This is a genomic window from Microbacterium sp. Leaf351, assembly GCF_001423825.1.
Classification (GTDB): Bacteria; Actinomycetota; Actinomycetes; order Actinomycetales; family Microbacteriaceae; genus Microbacterium; species Microbacterium ginsengisoli.
In genome coordinates this window covers 63,124-65,712 of record NZ_LMPK01000009.1, presented here as the reverse complement: position 1 = coordinate 65,712, position 2,589 = coordinate 63,124, and the positions used below count along the sequence as shown (strand labels likewise).

Below are 2,589 nucleotides of genomic sequence, written 5' to 3'. Positions count from 1 at the left end.
CGCATCGGGGTCGGAGATCTCGTCGACCAGCGTGGCCGTGATGCCGAGCCGCGACAGGTTGTCGAAGACGAGGCCGCGGGTGCCCTCGTAGATGTGGGCGGAGAGAACGATGTGGTCGCCGGCGGAGAGCAGCGTGAGCAGGGCGGTCGTGACGGCCGCCTGGCCGCTCGCGAGGAACACGGCCTCCGCGCCGGACTCGAGGGCGGCGAGCTTCTGCTCCAGGGCCGAGACGGTCGGGTTTCCGGTGCGGGTGTAGCCGAAGCCGGCGCCCGTGGCGAAGTGCTCGGCGGCGGTGTCGAAGGCGTCGAAGCGGAACCCGGCGGTGAGGTAGAGCGGCACGGTGCGGGACGCGGCATCCGACCACTCGGCGCCGGCGTGCGCGGCACGGGTGTCGAAGGATGCCTCGGTGTGCGCTGCGTGCTCGGTCACGACTCTCCTCGGGTAGGGCGGGGGTCAAAGGGGAATCGTCGCACGGCGCGCCGCCGCCGCCATCATCGGGTGCAATACGACGTCACGCCGTCGAGCCCTGCGCCGAGGCGCCGGTGGTACTGTGACGAGGTGCGGATCGCTCGCCTCCTCCTTAGCGGCCGCGACGAGACCTTGTTCTAGGCCGTCCTCGTCGCGGAGTTCGTCGCGGGCCTCCACACCCACTCGAGGAGTACGTCAGAGCCATGACCGACATCACGTCCGATTCGCCCACCATTCCCGACCGTCCGCGCACGCTCGCGGAGAAGGTCTGGGACAACCACCTCGTCGTCAAGGGTGAGAACGGCGAACCCGACCTCATCTACATCGACCTGCACCTGGTGCACGAGGTGACGAGCCCGCAGGCCTTCGACGGCCTCCGCGCCGAGGGGCGCCCGGTGCGCCGTCTCGACCTCACGATCGCCACCGAGGACCACAACACTCCGACACTCGACATCGACAAGCCGATCGCCGACCTCACGAGCCGCACCCAGATCGAGACGCTGCGTCGCAACGCGGCCGAGTTCGGGGTTCGCCTGCACTCGCTCGGCGACCGCGAGCAGGGGATCGTGCACGTCGTCGGCCCGCAGTTGGGGCTCACGATGCCGGGCATCACCGTCGTGTGCGGCGACAGCCACACCTCCACCCACGGCGCGTTCGGGGCCATGGCCTTCGGCATCGGCACGAGCGAGGTCGAGCATGTGCTGGCCACGCAGACGCTGCCGCTCAAGCCCTTCAAGACGATGGCGATCACCGTCGAGGGCGAGCTGAAGCCCGGGGTGACCGCGAAGGACATCATCCTGGCTGTCATCGCAAAGATCGGCACGAACGGCGGCCAGGGCTACGTGCTGGAGTTCCGCGGCTCGGCGATCCGGTCCCTCTCGATGGAGGGCCGCATGACGATGTGCAACATGTCGATCGAAGCGGGGGCGCGCGCCGGTATGGTCGCCCCCGACGACACGACCTTCGCCTACCTCGAGGGCCGTGCGCACGCGCCGCGAGGCGCGGACTGGGACGACGCCGTCGCCTACTGGCGCACGCTGCCGAGCGACGAGGGTGCGGTCTACGACGCGGAGGTCTACCTGGATGCCGCGGCCCTCGAGCCGTTCGTCACGTGGGGCACGAACCCGGGCCAGGGTGTGTCGCTCGGCGACGTCGTGCCGACGCCGTCCGATTTCTCGGACCCGAACGAGCGGGCCGCCGCCGAGCGTGCGCTCGAGTACATGGACCTCGCGGCCGGCACCCCGCTGAAGGATGTCGCGGTCGACGCCGTGTTCATGGGCTCGTGCACCAACAGCCGTATCGAGGACCTGCGCGCGTTCGCGGATGTCGTGCGCGGTCGCACGAAGGCGCCGGGCGTGCGCGTCATGGTGGTTCCCGGTTCCGCCCGGGTGCGCCTGGAGGCTGAGGCCGAGGGACTCGACAAGGTGTTCACCGACTTCGGCGCCGAATGGCGGTTCGCGGGATGCTCGATGTGCCTGGGAATGAACCCCGACCAGCTCGCGCCGGGGGAGCGCTGCGCGTCGACGTCGAACCGCAATTTCGAGGGACGTCAGGGCAAGGGCGGGCGGACGCATCTGGTGTCGCCTCTCGTGGCCGCCGCCACCGCTGTGCGAGGCACCCTCTCGAGCCCCGCGGATCTCGAACCGCTCGTCGCCGTGGCGACCGGCGCCCGACAGGAGGCCTGACCGTGGAGAAGTTCACCGCCCACACCGGCGTCGCCGTCCCGCTGCATCGATCGGCCGTCGACACCGACCAGATCATCCCGGCCGTCTACCTCAAGCGGGTGACCAAGACGGGATTCGAGGACGCGCTGTTCGCCAACTGGCGCCAGGATCCGGAGTTCATCCTCAACCAGCCCGCCTACGCGGGCGCGTCGGTGCTCGTCGCCGGTCCCGACTTCGGCACCGGCTCGAGTCGTGAACACGCTGTCTGGGCGCTGCGCGACTACGGATTCCGTGTGGTGCTGAGCCCCCGGTTCGCCGACATCTTCCGCGGCAACGCCGGGAAGCAGGGCCTGGTGGCCGGGGTCATCTCCGAGGCCGACCTCGAGTCGATCTGGGCGGTTCTCGATGCCGACCCCGGTGCGCAGCTCACCGTCGACCTCGAGACCCGAACCGCCGT

At 69.9% G+C, this 2,589-nt stretch carries 3 protein-coding genes; 2 read left to right on the top strand and 1 reads right to left on the bottom strand.

Annotated elements, in window-relative coordinates:
* Positions 1-429, bottom strand: a 429-nt coding sequence (locus ASG00_RS16745) for a PLP-dependent transferase (protein ID WP_235559117.1), incomplete at its 3' end; no start/stop codon positions are given.
* A 242-nt stretch (positions 430-671) separates the two neighbouring features.
* Here ASG00_RS16745 and leuC point away from each other — a divergent pair.
* Both leuC and leuD read left to right on the top strand, forming a co-directional pair.
* Entirely contained in the window at positions 672-2,153 is a 1,482-nt protein-coding gene (leuC, locus tag ASG00_RS03575) for a 3-isopropylmalate dehydratase large subunit (protein WP_056206954.1), read from the top strand.
* Positions 2,154-2,155: 2 nt separating this feature from the next.
* A partial coding sequence (gene leuD, locus ASG00_RS03570; protein WP_442922594.1) for a 3-isopropylmalate dehydratase small subunit occupies positions 2,156-2,589 on the top strand: 434 nt, incomplete at its 3' end.

Excerpts from the sequence above, each read along its gene's own strand:
- leuC (WP_056206954.1), top strand. The coding sequence starts at position 672 with ATGACCGACATCACGTCCGATTCGCCCACCATTCCCGACCGTCCGCGC.